The organism is Arthrobacter antioxidans, assembly GCF_023100725.1.
Lineage (GTDB): Bacteria > Actinomycetota > Actinomycetes > Actinomycetales > Micrococcaceae > Arthrobacter_D > Arthrobacter_D antioxidans.
The window spans coordinates 2,012,993-2,028,097 of the sequence record NZ_CP095501.1; the positions used below are offsets into that span (position 1 = coordinate 2,012,993).

Sequence of the window (15,105 nt, forward strand, 5' to 3'; positions counted from 1 at the left end):
AATTCGTAGCGAATCGGCCACGGCTTCGTATCGATCAGGTTTCAGTCATCCCCCGCGTCGATATTCGGCCGGGCAGCGCTGCCGCATTGTGCCAAGCTGAAATACGTCCGCCCTGAGCGATCCGCCCGGCGGCCGCGCCGGGGTCGGCGCCGCCGGTGCCATGCTCCGGGGACCGGACGACACCACCCATCGCCGGGCACCACTGATCGTCCCGCGCGCACCGAGGAAAGGAGGAGAGCATGAACCACCAGGACCCGCTGAAGAAGAGCCGGCTGGGACTCGGCGGAATCCTCCTCGTCTCCGGTGGCGTGCTGGTGGGCAGCGGCGCCTTCCTCCTCCCCGATCTGGGGCGCCTGGCGGGCAGTGCGCAGATGGCCCCCCTTCCTGATCCCCGCGCCACGACGGCGACCGACGGCGCCACCACCGATCCGGCCGATGCCGCGCTCCGGCGGGGCCCCGCCGCGGGCCCCTCGGATGCCGCCCGGCCGCTGGTGCCCGTCTACTGGCTCGGTGGCGACGACGGCGCCGAGCGGCTCTTCCGCGAGTACCTGACGACGCCGGAGGAGTCCGCGGGCGATCCGATCGCGGATGCCGTCCGGCTGATGACCTCCGGCCGCCCGCTCGATCCCGACTACCACTCGTCCTGGCGGGCGGCATCGAGCATCAGCTCGTCCGTCTCGACGAAGAACGTGATCACCCTCGACATCTCCTCCGATGCCTTCGCGCAGCGCCTCGACGAGGAGCAGGCGCGCCTCGCCCTGCAGCAACTGGTGTACACGGCCACGGCGGCGGCCTCGGATGCGGGGCTCATCGCGGGCGGTGAGGCGAGTTCCGTCGTCGTCCTGGTGGACGGCGCGGCGGACCACCGGGCCTTCGGGTCCGTGGACCTGGGCGGTGAGTGGACCCGGGATGCCGCGACCCTCGCCCCGCTGTGGATCATCGATCCGCAGGAGGGCACGCGGACCGACCCCGGGAGCCTGACCGTCCACGGGATCGGCCCGGCGTCCGAGGACGAACTGGCCTGGCGCATCGAACGCAGCATCGACGGCTCGGCGGAGGGCGGCACGGAACTCTACCGGGACGGCTCGGTGGCCATCGCACGCCAGGACGGTGCGCCGGGGGCCTACTCGTTCCCGGTGACGCTGCCTCCGGGCCGGTACGAGATCACCGTCTCCGTCCCCTCCGATGACGGCGACTCCGTCGACTCGAAGACCGTCGTCGTCGGCTAGGTGTCCTGCCGGCAGAGGCGTGCGTCGGCCGGCCGTCGAACGCCCGGGAGGCGGACTACCAGCGTCCGAGCAGGTGGTTCAGCAGCGCCAGGGCCGCCGGGCCGGCCGTCGAGGAGCGTAGGACATGCGGGCCCAGACGCGCGGTCCCGGCGCCCGCGGCGCTCAGCTTTCCCAGTTCCGCGTCGCTGATCCCGCCCTCCGGTCCGACGACGACGGCCGTCGACGTCGCACCCGACGGAGCGCCCGCGAGCAGCGCGGACACCTGGTCGGCGAGCGGGAGGTCGGCGTCCTCGTGCAGGACGATCATGCTCTCGACGGTCTCCGCCCACGCGGCCAGGCGGGAGGTGTCCATCACGGCGTGCACCTCCGGCACGAACGAGCGGCGCGACTGCTTCGCCGCGGCGCCGACGAGCGACACCCACTTCTGCCGGCCCTTCTCGGCCTTGTCGCCGCGCCAGCGCACGATGCTCCGCTCCGCATGCCAGGGCACGACGGCGTCGATCCCGAGTTCGGTCGCCGCCTCCACGGCCTGCTCGTCGCGGCCGCCCTTGGCCAGGGCCTGCACGAGGATCAGCCGGTGCCGCGGTGCGGGCTCCTGGCCGGCTGTCTCCACCGTGATCTCCACGGTGCCGTTCCCGACCGCGCTGATGGTGCCGCCGATGCGGTAGCCCGCACCGTCGGAGACGTCGAGGCGCTCGCCCTCGCCGAGGCGGCGGACGGTGGCGGCATGGCGCCCCTCGTCACCGCCGAGCACGAAGACGCCGCCGGGGGTCGCCGCACGGACCGCCTCGCCCGGCCCGAAGAACAGGGGACGCGTCATGGTCAGCGGTTTCCGAGCCGCTCCCGCAGGCGGGCGAAGACGCCGGAGCCGCTGCTGGCGAGCTGGCCGTCCGTGTACTCCTCGTTGCGCAGTTCGGCCAGCTTCCGCAGGAGCTCTTCCTGCTGAGGGTCCACGTTGCGCGGGGTCTCGACGTTGAGGTGGACCCGCAGGTCACCCCTGCCCTGGCTCCGCAGGTGCGTCACCCCGAGGCCCCGCAGGGTCAGGATCTCGCCGGGCTGCGTGCCGGGCTTGATGTCGAGCTCCTGGTCGCCGTCGTAGGTGTCCAGGTGCACCGTGGTGCCGAGCGCCGCCGCGGTCATCGGGACGCTCAGGGTCACGTGCAGGTCGTCGCCGTCCCGCAGGAAGGTGGAGTCGGTGGCCACCCGGATCTCCACGTACAGGTCGCCCTGCGGTCCGCCGGCCGTCCCGGCCTCGCCCTGGCCGGCCAGCTGGATGCGCGTGCCGGTGCTGACGCCCGCGGGGACCTTGATGGTCAGGGTGCGGCGGGCACGGACACGGCCCTCGCCGCTGCACTCGTGGCAGGGGCTGGGGATGACGGTGCCGAAGCCCTGGCAGGTGCCGCAGGGGGCGCTCGTCATGACCTGGCCGAGGATCGAGCGCACGGCCCGCTGGACCTGACCCGAGCCGCCGCAGATGTCGCAGGTGCGCGGTGACGTGCCGGGCTGGCAGCAGCTGCCGTCGCACGTGGGGCACATCTCCGCGGTGTCCACCTCGATCTTCTTGTTGGTGCCGAAGACGGCGTCCTTCAGGTCGATGCGCACGTTGATGAGCGCGTCCTGCCCGCGGCGCGTCCGCGACGGGGCACCGGCCTGCTGGCCGCCACCGCCGAAGAAGGTCTCGAAGATGTCCTGGAAGGCGAAGCCCGAGCCCGAGTACCCCGAGCCGTAGCCGCTGTCCGTCCCGTTCTCGTTGCCGGTGGTGTCGTAGACCCGCCGCTTCTGGGGATCGGAGAGCACCTCGTAGGCGTGGCTGACGGCCTTGAACTCCTCCGACGCGTCCGGTCCCGGGTTCACGTCGGGGTGGAGCTTACGGGCGAGCTTGCGGTAGGCCTTCTTGATTTCCTCCCCGGTCGCGCCCTGCGCCACACCGAGGACCTCATAGTGATTACTCACTCGTGCACATCACTTCCTGTTGACTGTTCTGTCGTCTGCTCGCCGGCTGAACCGGCGGAAAGGCCATGGTCGGCACCGGGGTGCCGTCGACAACCCAGAACCGCTGCCCGCTCCCCCGTTATTCCTCGAGGATCCTCGAGAGGTAGCGGGCGACGGCGCGCACCGCCGCCATCGTGGTCGGATAGTCCATGCGGGTGGGGCCGAGGATCCCGAGCTTCGCTCCGGCGTCCGGCCCGTACCCTGTTGCCACCACGGAGGCCTCCGACAGCCCTCCGTAGGGATTCTCGCTCCCGATCCGCACCGAGATGCCGCGCGCGTCGTATTCCATCTCCGAGAGCAGCCGCAGCATGACCACCTGCTCCTCGAGCGCCTCCAGGACGGGGCCGATGCTCAGCGGGAAGTCCCCCGTCGAGCGGGCCAGGTTGGCCGTCCCGGCAAGCAGGATGCGGTCGTCCCGCCCGAGCCCGGCAAGCTGTTCGAGCACCCTCACGATCGTACCCCCGTGGGCACGCAGCCCCGGGGGGAACTGGGAGAGGGCGGCACCGAGCTCGCCCGGCAGCGCCGCGAGCTTCACGCCCGACACCGCTGACAGGATGCGCTGCTTGAGCTCGGCGAGCTCGGACTCCTCGATGTCCACGTGGGTCCGCACGATGCGCTGCTGCACGGCGCCGTTCGACGCGATCAGGACGACGAGGACCTGCTGCGGGGCCAGCAGCACGCATTCGATGTGCCGCACGGACGCGCCACCGACGCGGGGGAACTGGACGACGGCCACCTGGTTGGTGATCTGCGCGAGCAGCCTCACGGTGCGGTCCATCACGTCGTCGAGGTCCTCGGCACCCTCCAGGAGGGTCTGGATGGCCTTCTTCTCCGGCGCGGACAACGGTTTCACCTCGGAGATGCGGTCCACGAACAGGCGGTAGCCCTTGTCGGTGGGGATGCGTCCGGAACTGGTGTGCGGCGCGGTGATCAGGCCCTCCTCCTCGAGGACGGCCATGTCGTTGCGGATGGTGGCCGAGGAGACGCCGAGGCGATGGCGGTCCACCAGGGCCTTGGACCCGACGGGCTCCCGGGAATGGACGTAGTCCTCGACGATGGCCCGGAGCACCTCCAGGCGTCGCGGTTCACTCATACCTGTGTCACCTCCGGATCCGTTCCTCTCCCCTGGGTCCGCGCAGCGAATGGCCCGCGGTTAGCACTCGACACATCCAAGTGCCAAGTCTAGTACGTCCTCTTCGATTGTTAGCATTGGGATCCCGGGCTGCGGCAGACCGCCGGAGCCCCCGTGGGAAGGACGGACCCGGATGGACTACGGCTGGGGAGCCCACGACATATCGGCTCCGAAGCGGGTGGAACTCGCCGATGTCCCCGTGGAGAAGGACATGGTGCTCGAGGACGTGCAGAGCGGGTTCGTCGGCGCGGTGGTCCGCGTGGAGAAGTCCGGCGGCCTCCACGTGATGGTGCTCGAGGACCGGCGCGGCAAGACGCGGACGTTCCGCCTCGGCCACGGCTTCCTCCTCGACGGCAGCCCTGTCCACGTCGTCGCGCCCGTCCGGGGCGCAGCCCGTACCGCCGACCCTGCCGCCACCCGCACCGCCTCCGGTTCCGTGCGGGTGCAGAACGCGCGGGCGAGGACGGCCCGCGCGAGCAGGATCTGGGTGGAGGGCCAGCACGACGCCGAACTCGTCGAGAAGGTGTGGGGCGACGACCTGCGCCTGGAGGGGATCGTCGTGGAACCGCTGCACGGCGTGGACGACCTCGAAGGCGCGATCCGGGACTTCGGTCCCGGTCCGCAGCGCAGGCTCGGCATCCTCGTGGACCACCTGCTCCCGGGCACGAAGGAGTTCCGGATCGCACAGCAGGCGATGACCGCTCCCGGGGCCCGCGGCAACGTGCTGATCGTCGGCCACCCGTACGTGGACGTCTGGCAGGCCGTGAAGCCGGCGGCGATGGGCCTGTCGGCCTGGCCGGTGGTCCCCCGCGGCCAGGACTGGAAGACGGGCATCCTGGCCGGCCTCGGCTGGCCCCACCATGACCAGGCCGCCGTGGCCAACGGATGGAAGCGCATCCTGGGCCGGGTCGGCACCTACGCGGATCTGGAGCCGTCGCTGCTCGGCCGGGTCGAGGAAGTGATCGATTTCCTCACCGCCACCCCGGGCACTCACTGAGCCCCGCGGTGCCGGTCACCACGTATCCTTGGAGCACACTCCGGGGGAAGATTCCCGACAGCCAGCAAAGGAATTGACGTTGTCCAACACCGCCGACCGACAGCAGCACGGACGGGGCGAGTCGCAGCCCCCGTTCGAAGGCACTCCGGCCAACGCCCTTCCCCTGACGGCGTCCGAGGACCGCCAGTACGCCACCCTGGCCCACTTCGGGGGGATCCTCGGTTTCATCCCGTCCCTGCTGATCTTCCTGATCTTCAAGGACCGCGGTCCCTTCACGGCCCAGGAGTCCAAGGAGGCGCTGAACTTCACGCTGCCTCCCACGATCCTCGCGCTGGTCGCCTGGCTGCTCTCGCTGATGCCCGTCATCGGCGGGGTGTTCGCGGTCGTGAACGCCCTCATCTGGCTGACGATCACCGTCTTCTCGGTGAACGCGGGCATCCAGGTGAACCGCGGACGCCCGTACCGTTACCCCGTGAATCTCCGCCTCATCCGCTGAACCACCCGCCGCGCCCCTGATGGGCCGGTCCGCGGCCGCGGGGTCAGTCGGGCAGCAGCCGGCGCACCACGGCGTCCGCGAGCAGCCGACCCTTGAAGGTCAGGATCACGCGGCCCGCGAAGGCCGCGGCGGGCTCGACGAGTCCGTCCGCGATCAGGCCTGCAACGGCCTGACGGCCCGACGAGGTCAGGGTGTCCGTCGCGAGACCCTCCCGCAGGCGCACCCGCAGCATCACGTCCTCGACGTAGCGGTCCCCGTCCGGCAGGACCTCGCGTCCGGCCGCCGGGGAACGGCCCGCCGCCAGGGCATCCGCATAGGGGCGCGGGTGCTTCACGTTCCACCAGCGTGTCCCGCCGACATGGGAGTGGGCTCCCGGGCCCGCTCCCCACCAGTCGCTGCCCCGCCAGTAGGCCAGGTTGTGCCGGCAGGCATCGGCCGGGGTCCGCGCCCAGTTGCTCACCTCGTACCAGTGCAGGCCGCCCGCGGTGAGCATCTCGTCCGCGAGGGCGTACTTGTCGGCGTGGTCGTCGTCGTCGATCGGCGGCACCTGCCCGCGGCGGATGCGCGACGCGAGCTTCGTCCCGTCCTCGATGATGAGGGCGTAGGCGGAGATGTGGTCGGGTCCGTAGGACAGCGCGGTGGCGAGTGATGTCCGCCAGTCCTCCAGTGACTCCCCCGGGGTGCCGTAGATCAGGTCGAGGCTGACCTTCAGCCCGGCCTCCCGGGCCCACTGCACGGCCTGCGGGACGCGCTCCGGGGAGTGGGTGCGGTCGAGGACCGCCAGGACGTGGGGCACCGCGGACTGCATGCCGAAGGAGATCCGGGTGAAGCCGGCGTCCCGGAGGACGCGCAGCGATGCGGGGGTGACCGAGTCCGGGTTCGCCTCGGTGGTCACCTCGGCGTCCGGCGCCAGGCCCCAGTGGTCGCGGGCGGCCCGCAGGATCGCCGCGAGGTCCTCGGCGGGGAGCAGCGTGGGCGTGCCGCCGCCGAAGAAGACCGTCGAGAGCCGGCGGGGCGGCACCCCGGAGGCTTCCAGCGCCTGTACCCCGAGGGCGAGCTCGGCGAGGACCGAACCGGCGTAGGCGTCCTGCGACGCGCCGCCGCCGAGCTCGGTGGCCGTGTACGTGTTGAAGTCGCAGTAGCCGCACCGGACGGCGCAGAACGGGATGTGGACGTAGAGGCAGAAGTCACGGTCGAGGGCTCCCTCGGCCGCGGAGGACGGCAGGACGCCGTCCTCCGGCGCCGGCAGGCCGAGCGGCAGCGCGCTAGGCATGGTGCGTCGTCCGCCCGGAACCGTGGCGCGTCACTTCTTGGCTTTGTCCTTCGACTCGTCGGAGGACAGGGCGGCGATGAAGGCTTCCTGGGGTACTTCCACGCGCCCCACCATCTTCATGCGCTTCTTGCCTTCCTTCTGCTTCTCGAGCAGTTTGCGCTTCCGTGTGATGTCACCGCCGTAGCACTTGGCGAGGACGTCCTTGCGGATCGCGCGGATGCTCTCCCGTGCGATGATGCGCGCGCCGATCGCGGCCTGGATGGGCACCTCGAACTGCTGGCGCGGGATCAGCTCGCGGAGCTTGCCCGTCATCATCACGCCGTAGGCGTAGGCCTTGTCGCGGTGGGTGATGGCGCTGAAGGCGTCCACCTGCTCGCCCTGCAGGAGGATGTCGACCTTCACGAGGTCGGACACCTGGTCGCCGTCGGCCTTCCAGTCCAGGGACCCGTACCCGCGGGTCTTCGACTTCAGCAGGTCGAAGAAGTCGAAGACGATCTCCGCGAGGGGCAGCCGGTACCGGATCTCCACGCGCTCCTCGGACAGGTAGTCCATGCCGCCGAGGACGCCGCGGCGCTGCTGGCAGAGCTCCATGATGGCGCCCACGAATTCCGACGGCGCGAGGATGGTCGCGGACACCATGGGTTCGCGCACCTCGGAGATCTTGCCCACGGGGTATTCGCTGGGGTTGGTCACCTTCAGCACCTGCTTGTCCTCGAGGGTCACCTCGTACTCGACGTTCGGCGCGGTGGAGATGAGGTCGAGGTTGTACTCGCGCTCGAGGCGCTCGCGGGTGATCTCGAGGTGCAGGAGACCGAGGAAGCCGACGCGGAAGCCGAAGCCCAGCGCGGCCGACGTCTCGGGCTCGTAGACCAGGGCGGCGTCGTTCAGGGTGAACTTCGCGAGGGCGTCGCGCAGCACGGGGTAGTCGGTGCCGTCCAGCGGGTAGAGGCCGGAGAAGACCATGGGCTTCGGGTCCTGGTACCCGCCCAGCGACTCCGCTGCCGGCTTGGCCAGGTTGGTGACGGTGTCGCCGACCTTGGACTGGCGGACGTCCTTCACGCCGGTGATGAGGTAGCCCACCTCGCCCACGCCGAGGCCCTTCGACGGCTTGGGCTCCGGCGAGCTGACGCCGATCTCGAGCAGCTCGTGGCTGGCCCGCGTGGACATCATCTGGATGCGCTCGCGAGGGCTCAGCTTGCCGTCGACGACCCGGACGTAGGTCACGACGCCGCGGTAGGTGTCGTAGACCGAGTCGAAGATCATGGCGCGGGCTGGTGCATCCGGGTTCCCGGTGGGCGCGGGCAGGTCGCGGACGATCTTGTCCATGAGCACCTCGACGCCCATGCCGGTCTTCCCGGACACCCTCAGCACGTCCTCCGGTTCGCCGCCGATCAGGCTCGCCAGTTCCGCCGCGTACTTCTCGGGCTGGGCCGCGGGCAGGTCGATCTTGTTCAGCACCGGGATGATCGTGAGGTTGTTCTCCATCGCGAGATAGAGGTTCGCGAGGGTCTGGGCCTCGATGCCCTGCGCCGCGTCGACGAGGAGGACCGCGCCCTCGCAGGCGGCGAGGGACCGCGACACCTCATAGGTGAAGTCCACGTGGCCGGGAGTGTCGATCATGTTGAGCGCGTAGGCGGTGCCGTCGACCTCCCAGGGCAGGCGGACCGCCTGGGACTTGATGGTGATGCCTCGCTCGCGCTCGATATCCATCCGGTCGAGGTACTGCGCCTTCATGTCCCGCTGCTCGACGGCTCCCGTGAGCTGCAGCATGCGGTCGGCCAGCGTGGACTTCCCGTGATCGATGTGGGCGATGATGCAGAAATTCCTGATGATCGCCGGATCGGTGGCGGCAGGCACCGGAGCGGTGCGGGCCATGGGTGACACGTAGCTTCCTCACTCTTGCGGAACAGGGTCTCTGGACGGAACGGGGTCGTGCATGGAACGGGTCCGGCGTGCGGTGGCCGGGCGGGCGGGCCCGGGTCCGGTGGCACCGGTCCGCGGCGGCCTCCCCTAGTGTCCCATGACGCCGCGTGGCTACGGCAATCGCCCGCATCGGCGGCCGCCGCCCGCGGGGCCGCCCGCTCGCCGGCACGGCGGGTCTGCTCGCTAGGATTCGATCATGGCGATCACCCTGCGTTCCTTCCTGTCCCTCGCGAACCGCGTCGTCCGCGCCGTCAGCAGCACCGCGCCCGCCGAACGGACGGGCGCCCCCGCCCGACGTCGGCCGGCCGGACGCTCGGGGACCTCCCCGTCCCCGTCCGCCCGGGGCGGTCGCCGGACGGCCCTGCTCGCGTACTCCCCCACCGCGGACGGCAAGCCCGATCCCGGGGAGATCGTGTGGACCTGGGTGCCGTACGAGGACGACCCGTCGCAGGGGAAGGACCGACCCGTGCTGCTGGTGGGCCGGGAGGGCGGCACCCTGCTCGGCCTGATGCTGACGAGCCGGGACCGCAACAACGCCGGCGACCATGACGACCGTTACGTCGACATCGGGACGGGGGCGTGGGACCGGCAGGGGCGCCCGAGCGAGGTGAGGGTCGACCGCCTGCTCCGCATCCTGCCGGACGACATCAGGAGGGAGGGCGCCGTCCTTCCGCGTCCGCGCTACGAACGGGTTGTCGCGGAGGTCCCCGCGCACCTGCTCGGCTGACGGACGCGTCGCCGGGCAGCTGCCCCTGCCGCGGCCGGAACCGGGGTCAGACGCCGGGTCGCTCGGGTTGCGGGCAGGTTTCTGCTAATCTGTATAGCTGTGTGTCCGCGCAGGTCTTCGGGCACTTTGGCCGATCGCCACACGGTATCCCCACGCCGCTCAGTCTTCGGTTGGCCGAACTACCCTCACGACCAGTCCGCAATACAAAGAAAGTTCTCATACGTGGCAAATATCAAGTCCCAGAAGAAGCGCATCCTCACCAACGAAAAGGCGAGGCAGCGTAACAACTCGGTCAAATCCGAGCTCAAGACCGCCATCCGCGCCGTGAACACGGCCGTCGATGGCGCGGACAAGGATGCTGCCGCTACGGCGCTGCAGGCGGCCAGCCGCAAGCTCGATAAGGCTGTCACCAAGGGTGTGCTGCACAAGAACAACGCAGCGAACCACAAGTCCGCGATCTCCAAGAAGGTCAACGCGCTCTAAGCTGCGGAACCTTCGACGAAGGGCCGGCTCCTCACGGGGCCGGCCCTTCGTCGTTCCTCGGGCGTCGTCGTTCCGGGACCGCGGGTGCCCGGTCAGCCGTCTCCGAGCGCGATGACGGTGACCGCACGCTCGACCGCGTAGACGGGGTCCCGGGACTCGCCCTTCACCTGGGCATCGGCCTCAGCGAGGGCCCGCACGCAGCGGGCGAGGGCGTCGGGGCTGAAGCGCTGCGCTTCCTTCCGCGCCTGGTCCACCTGCCAGGGGGCCATGCCCAGGTCCTTGGCCAGCTGCATGGAGGAGCCCCGAACACCGTGGACCTTCGCCACGGCCCGGACCTTCATCGCGAGGGCGGCGACGATGGGGACGGGGTCGGCGCCCGTGGCCAGGGCGTGGCGCAGCATGGACAGCGCCTGGGCCGTGCGTCCCGCCAGCGCCGCATCGGCGACCTTGAAGCCCGTCGCCTCGACGCGTCCTCCGTAGTACTTCTCCACCGTTTCGACGGTGACGTCACCGGTCATGTCGGCCATGAGCTGCTGGCAGGCGGCCGCGAGCTCCGGTAGCTGCGATCCGACGGCGGCGACGAGGGCCCGGACGGCATCCGGGTCGATGCGCCGGCGCGCGAGGCGGAACTCGGTCGTGACGAATTCGGCCTTCTCGCCGTCCTTCTTCAGCGGCTGGCAGTCGACCACGGTGGCCCGGGCGGCCTTGATCGCGTCCAGCAGCTTCTTCCCGCGGTTGCCGCCCGAGTGGCGCAGCACCAGCACGACGTCGGGTGCCGGGTCGGCGAGGTAGGACAGCGCGTCGACCAGGAAGGCGTCGCTCATCTGCGCCAGCCCGGCCACCTCGATGATCTTCCAGTCCCCGAACAGTGACGGGCTCGCCTGCATCGTCAGATGGCCCGCTTCGTAGGATCCGGCGTCGAAACGGACCAGCTCGGCTTCGGGCTGCGCCGTCCGGACCTGCTGCCGGATGGACTCTGCCGCCTTCGATGCGAGATAGTCCTCCGGGCCGGCGAGCAGGACGACTCCCGCCGGTTGCACCTCGCGCCAGGAGGATGTCTGCTGATGGGCGGCGCCGGTCCGGCCGGCCGGTGATCTGGTTGCCACGTGGCGGGGTTCCTTCCTTCGAAACACCTCCTACTGTTGCACGGCGCCGACGCGCCTCAAAGTCGCCGTCCTCCCGGTCCGGGAAGCGTCATCGGAGCGGGCGGACTTCGACGGTCGCGCCGACGACGTCCACCGTGAAGGACCCCAGTTCGTCCGTTCGGGCCGCCACGATCCCTGCCCGGCGGAGCGCGTCGAGGATGCCCGGATGCGGGTGGCCGTACTCGTTGTCCTGACCCGCCGAGATGAGCGCCAGTCGCGGGCCGAGTGCGTCGATCAGCGTCGTGCCCCCGTTCCTCGCCCCATGGTGGGCGATCTTGAGGATGTCGACCCCCCTGTCCGCGAGGCCGGCATCGACGCCGAGCAGCGCCGCGGCGGCGTCCTCCTCGAGGTCGCCGGTCAGCAGGATCCTGATCGGACGGTCGGGGGCCGGGACCTCCACCTCCAGCACGGCGCTCGCGTTGTTCTCCTCCGTCAGATCCGCCGTCGTCGTGGGCCAGAGGACGTCGACCCGGAGCGGGGCGAGGTCGAGGGTCGTCGTGGCGTCCAGCCGCTCCGGGGCGACGCCGCTCGCGGCCGCCGCCCGGGTCACCGCCGGCGGAAGGCCGTCCTCGCCGCTGGAGTAGTAGAGGGCGGCGAGGGTCCGTCCGCGGACGACGCCCTCGACGCCGCCGTAGTGGTCGTCGTGCAGGTGGGTGATGACGAGGGCATCGATCACCTCCACGTGCAGGGCGTCCAGGCAGCGGTCCATGGCATCCGGGTCGGGTCCGGCATCGACGACCAGTGCGTGGCCCGGCGTCGTCTCCAGCACCATGCCGTCCCCCTGGCCGACGTCGCACATCGCCAGGTCCCACTCCTCTGCCGCGGGTCCCGCCCTCACCCGGACGACGGCTGCGGCGACCAGGCACAGGACCAGGACCGCGAGGACGACCGCCGTCGTCCGGCTGCGGCGGGCCCGCGCGGGAGCCATGGGCCGCTGTCCCGGAGAGCCGGCCGCCAGGGACGAACGTCGCCGGCGGCCGACGGTGCGTCCCCGGGCGGCAACGGCCGGTCCCCGGGCTGCCAGGATCAGCAGGACCGCCAGCGACACCACCGCCGCGGCGGCTGCTCCGGGTACTCCGGGGAGCCACGGCACGGCCGCGCCCGGGCCGGTGGACAGCACCTCCGCCACGCGGGCCACCCACCGCGTACCCCACTGGGCGGAGCCGATCAGCGGCGGCGCCAGGGCCGGTGCACCGACGAGCGCCAGGACGGCGAGCATGCCCAGCAGCGTGATCGCGGGGACCACGGGCGATGCGAGGACGTTCGCGGGCAGTGAGTACAGCGGGAGCGTGGGCTGGATCAGCACGAGGACGGGCGTGCAGAACAGCTGCGCCGTCAGCGGGATCGCCAGCAGCTGGGCGGCGGGTCGCGGCATCACCCGCTGGAGGGTCTCCGACACCCGGGGTCCGGCGGTGACGAGGCCCAGGGTCGCGGCGACCGACAGCACGAAGGCGTAGGACACGGACAGCCAGGGATCCGCTGCGAGCAGGACGATGACGGACAGCATCAGGAGGGTCAGCGACACCCTGCCGCGCCCGGACAGGACGGCCGCGACACCGATGGCGCCCATCACCGCTGCGCGGAGGACACTCGGTTCGGGCCGCACCAGCAGCACGAAGCCCACGAGGGCGATCACGGCGCCCAGGGCCGCCGGCAGCCGCGGGGCGCGCACGAGACGCAGGGCCAGGAAGGCGAAGGCCACGACGTAGGAGCAGTTCGCCCCGCTCACGGCCGTCAGGTGCGTCAGGCCGGTCGTCCTCATGGCATCCCCCAGGCCCGGGTCCAGGCCCGTCCTGTCACCGAGTGCCATCCCCGGGAGCAGTCCTCCGTCGCGGCCGTCGCGCAGCGAGAGCTCCCGGAACCGGGTCCTCAGTCGATCGGTGTAGCCCAGCCACCCGCCCGCCTCGTCGACACTCGGTGCACTGGCGGGCAGGAAGACGGCCCTCGCCCTGCCGGGACGGTCGGACGGCTTCGCGGTCCCCAGCACGCGCACCGTGTCTCCGGTCCCCATGCCGCCCCACCGCTCCGAAGCAAGGACCACGACCGGCGTCGTGGCGGCGAAGCGTCGTCCCTGAAGGACGCCCCCGATCACGTCGGCGTCCACCAGATAGCGGTCGCCGCCACCGGAGGCACCGGCCGGCAGGAGCGTCGGCTCGCCCGAGATCCGCAGGATCGCGGTGAACGGTATCCCGGCCCGCACCGCGCGGTCGACCGGTCCGGATTCGGCCCGGGCGAGGCTGCCGCCCGCGGCCAGCAGGACGAGCGCCAGCGCGGCGGCCGGGGCGAGGGCCTGTACCGATACCACCACCGCCGTGGGCGCCCGCCCGCGAGGCGCCAGGAGGAGCACGCACCCGATGACGAGGCCGGCCGCGGCGGCGAGGAGACCGGCCGCCGTCGCGCCGGTCGCTCCGCCGTGGACGGCGGCCGCGGCGGCGATCCACGCGGCCGCCGCGGAGGGCACGAGCCTGAGATCGCCTCTCCAGCGCGGGGGGCGCCGCCGCTCCGACACGGCGCGGTCCGACGCCGTGCCGTCCGGCAGGGCGTGGTCCGGCAGGGCGTGGTCCGGCACGGCGTGGTCCGGCACGGCGTAGTTCGGCACGGCGTGGTCCGGCACGGCGCCGGGAGGCCGGTCCCGCCCCGATCCGCCGCCGGAGGTCGTGGCGGGCAGGGTCGCCCCGCTCACCGGACCGTGACGAGGGGCAGCATCCCCTCGAGCAGCGCGGGACCGATGCCGGGCACGGCGTCGACGTCGGCGGCCTGGGCGAAGGGGCCGTGCTCGTCCCGCCAGTCGATGATCCGCTGCCCGAGGACGGGCCCCACCCCTGGGAGCGTCTCGATCTGCGCCAGCGTGGCGGTGTTGATGTCGATGATCCCCGGCGACGCACCGTCGGCACCGCTGGCGTCCGGACCGGTCCGGGGTCCCGGTCCACCGGCAGGGGCGGGCACGGGCGGCTCCCCGACGCCGGGGCGCGGCTCCTCGCCCACCGCCAGGAGATGGATGTGCTGACCGTCGGTCGGGATGCCGGCGAGATTGATCCCTTCGAGGTCGGCCTCCGGGAGGGCGCCGCCCGCGCGCTCGATGACCTCGACGAGGCGGGTGCCGGCAGGAACCGTGATGACGCAGGGCGTCGCCACCGCCCCGGTGACGTACACGATCACCGGGGCCTCCCCTGCGCCCGTCCCGGCCGCCGCAGCCGGCCCGCCCCGGCCGCCCTGGAGCGAGCTTCCGTCGGGCGAAGAGCCCTCAGCCTGGCTTGGATCCTCCTCCACAGCGTTTCGATCAGCGCCACCCGTACCCCGTGCGGCCGAACGGGAGCCGGTATCCGACGCACCGTCACCGTCTGGACCCGTGGGACGGGCGTCGAGCTGCACCGATACCGCGGCGGCCGACGGCTCCGAGCTCCGGACGAGGAACAGCGCCGCTCCGACCGCCAGCGCGACGCCGAGGAACACGAGCGCGGCGGAGCGCGCGACGCGCCACCGGACACCCCCGGGCCGGGGAGGTTCGCCGTCGTCCCCGCAGGCGGGGCGATGACCATCCACGGCATCGCCGTCGGGCTCGTCGGGTGGGAGGGTGCGGCGCGGCGGCGCCCCGGCGTCCCCGGCTGTCGGCCATCGGTGCTTTCCCATGCAGCCACCCTAGGAAGGGGGCGGTCGGCGCCCGGGGGCCGATGCGGCTATGTGGACATCTCCGGCAGGTCCCGCCGC

The 15,105-nt window shown here is 71.7% G+C and carries 13 protein-coding genes; 5 read left to right on the plus strand and 8 right to left on the minus strand.

Features of this window, described 5'->3' with window-relative positions:
* Nucleotides 1-239 precede the first annotated feature (239 nt).
* Nucleotides 240-1,229 (plus strand): GerMN domain-containing protein, encoded by a 990-nt coding sequence (locus tag MWM45_RS09225; protein WP_247826202.1) that lies wholly within the window; start codon nt 240-242, stop codon nt 1,227-1,229.
* Nucleotides 1,230-1,284: 55 nt separating this feature from the next.
* Here MWM45_RS09225 and MWM45_RS09230 read toward each other — a convergent pair whose 3' ends face one another.
* The 3 genes from MWM45_RS09230 to hrcA form a co-directional block, all read right to left on the minus strand.
* Nucleotides 1,285-2,049: a 16S rRNA (uracil(1498)-N(3))-methyltransferase gene (locus tag MWM45_RS09230; protein WP_247826203.1), complete on the minus strand. Its 765-nt coding sequence runs from the start codon at nt 2,047-2,049 to the stop codon at nt 1,285-1,287.
* Nucleotides 2,050-2,051: 2 nt separating this feature from the next.
* Complete coding sequence (dnaJ, locus tag MWM45_RS09235; protein ID WP_247826204.1) at nt 2,052-3,182, minus strand: molecular chaperone DnaJ; 1,131 nt, start codon at nt 3,180-3,182, stop codon at nt 2,052-2,054.
* A 118-nt stretch (nt 3,183-3,300) separates the two neighbouring features.
* On the minus strand, nt 3,301-4,314 hold the full coding sequence (gene hrcA / locus MWM45_RS09240) for a heat-inducible transcriptional repressor HrcA (protein ID WP_247826205.1): 1,014 nt from the start codon (nt 4,312-4,314) through the stop codon (nt 3,301-3,303).
* A 172-nt stretch (nt 4,315-4,486) separates the two neighbouring features.
* On the opposite strand from hrcA, the gene MWM45_RS09245 reads away from it, so the two are divergent.
* The gene (locus MWM45_RS09245) at nt 4,487-5,350 is read left to right on the plus strand and encodes a DUF3097 family protein (RefSeq protein WP_247826206.1); all 864 of its coding nucleotides are present in this window, start codon (nt 4,487-4,489) and stop codon (nt 5,348-5,350) included.
* Between the two features lie 79 nt (nt 5,351-5,429).
* Complete coding sequence (locus tag MWM45_RS09250; RefSeq protein WP_247826207.1) at nt 5,430-5,846, plus strand: DUF4870 domain-containing protein; 417 nt, start codon at nt 5,430-5,432, stop codon at nt 5,844-5,846.
* 43 nt (nt 5,847-5,889) lie between these two features.
* Here the strand turns inward: MWM45_RS09250 and hemW are convergent, their stop codons facing one another.
* Nucleotides 5,890-7,119, minus strand: coding sequence for a radical SAM family heme chaperone HemW (hemW, locus tag MWM45_RS09255; RefSeq protein WP_247826208.1), 1,230 nt, complete (start codon nt 7,117-7,119; stop codon nt 5,890-5,892).
* A gap of 30 nt (nt 7,120-7,149) precedes the next feature.
* The gene (lepA, locus tag MWM45_RS09260) at nt 7,150-9,003 is read right to left on the minus strand and encodes a translation elongation factor 4 (RefSeq protein ID WP_197060671.1); all 1,854 of its coding nucleotides are present in this window, start codon (nt 9,001-9,003) and stop codon (nt 7,150-7,152) included.
* A gap of 235 nt (nt 9,004-9,238) precedes the next feature.
* On the opposite strand from lepA, the gene MWM45_RS09265 reads away from it, so the two are divergent.
* Nucleotides 9,239-9,769: a type II toxin-antitoxin system PemK/MazF family toxin gene (locus tag MWM45_RS09265; RefSeq protein ID WP_247826209.1), complete on the plus strand. Its 531-nt coding sequence runs from the start codon at nt 9,239-9,241 to the stop codon at nt 9,767-9,769.
* A gap of 222 nt (nt 9,770-9,991) precedes the next feature.
* Entirely contained in the window at nt 9,992-10,252 is a 261-nt protein-coding gene (rpsT, locus tag MWM45_RS09270; RefSeq protein WP_043445483.1) for a 30S ribosomal protein S20, read from the plus strand.
* Nucleotides 10,253-10,344: 92 nt separating this feature from the next.
* On the opposite strand, the gene holA is transcribed toward rpsT, so the two are convergent.
* The 3 genes from holA to MWM45_RS09285 form a co-directional block, all read right to left on the minus strand.
* Nucleotides 10,345-11,358 (minus strand): DNA polymerase III subunit delta, encoded by a 1,014-nt coding sequence (holA, locus tag MWM45_RS09275; RefSeq protein WP_043445486.1) that lies wholly within the window; start codon nt 11,356-11,358, stop codon nt 10,345-10,347.
* 88 nt (nt 11,359-11,446) lie between these two features.
* Nucleotides 11,447-14,080 (minus strand): ComEC/Rec2 family competence protein, encoded by a 2,634-nt coding sequence (locus MWM45_RS09280; RefSeq protein WP_247826210.1) that lies wholly within the window; start codon nt 14,078-14,080, stop codon nt 11,447-11,449.
* A complete protein-coding gene (locus tag MWM45_RS09285) occupies nt 14,077-15,027 on the minus strand; it encodes a ComEA family DNA-binding protein (RefSeq protein WP_247826211.1) in 951 nt (316 codons plus the stop codon). The genes MWM45_RS09280 and MWM45_RS09285 overlap by 4 nt, the downstream gene beginning before the upstream one ends.
* Between the last annotated feature and the right edge of the window lie 78 nt (nt 15,028-15,105).

What these genes read in the sequence shown, in the direction of transcription:
- hrcA (WP_247826205.1), bottom strand. Translation starts at nt 4,314, where the DNA reads ATGAGTGAACCGCGACGCCTGGAGGTGCTCCGGGCCATCGTCGAGGAC.
- MWM45_RS09230 (WP_247826203.1), bottom strand. Translation starts at nt 2,049, where the DNA reads ATGACGCGTCCCCTGTTCTTCGGGCCGGGCGAGGCGGTCCGTGCGGCG.
- MWM45_RS09285 (WP_247826211.1), bottom strand. Translation starts at nt 15,027, where the DNA reads ATGGGAAAGCACCGATGGCCGACAGCCGGGGACGCCGGGGCGCCGCCG.
- MWM45_RS09265 (WP_247826209.1), top strand. Translation starts at nt 9,239, where the DNA reads ATGGCGATCACCCTGCGTTCCTTCCTGTCCCTCGCGAACCGCGTCGTC.
- MWM45_RS09245 (WP_247826206.1), top strand. Translation starts at nt 4,487, where the DNA reads ATGGACTACGGCTGGGGAGCCCACGACATATCGGCTCCGAAGCGGGTG.
- MWM45_RS09225 (WP_247826202.1), top strand. Translation starts at nt 240, where the DNA reads ATGAACCACCAGGACCCGCTGAAGAAGAGCCGGCTGGGACTCGGCGGA.
- hemW (WP_247826208.1), bottom strand. Translation starts at nt 7,119, where the DNA reads ATGCCTAGCGCGCTGCCGCTCGGCCTGCCGGCGCCGGAGGACGGCGTC.